At 54.3% G+C, this 269-nt stretch carries 1 rRNA gene; it reads right to left on the reverse strand.

From position 1 onward, the window contains the following. Positions 1-269, reverse strand: a 16S ribosomal RNA gene (locus CHH53_RS17030); the annotation flags it as partial.

Genomic DNA, 269 nt, shown 5'->3' on the forward strand with positions numbered 1-269 from the left:
CGCCTCAGCGTCAGTTACAGACCAGAGAGTCGCCTTCGCCACTGGTGTTCCTCCACATATCTACGCATTTCACCGCTACACGTGGAATTCCACTCTCCTCTTCTGCACTCAAGTTCCCCAGTTTCCAATGACCCTCCACAGTTAAGCTGTGGGCTTTCACATCAGACTTAAGAAACCGCCTACGCGCCCTTTACGCCCAATAATTCCGGACAACGCTTGCCCCCTACGTATTACCGCGGCTGCTGGCACGTAGTTAGCCGGGGCTTTCT

The organism is Terribacillus sp. 7520-G (assembly GCF_002271665.1).
GTDB lineage: Bacteria > Bacillota > Bacilli > Bacillales > Amphibacillaceae > Terribacillus.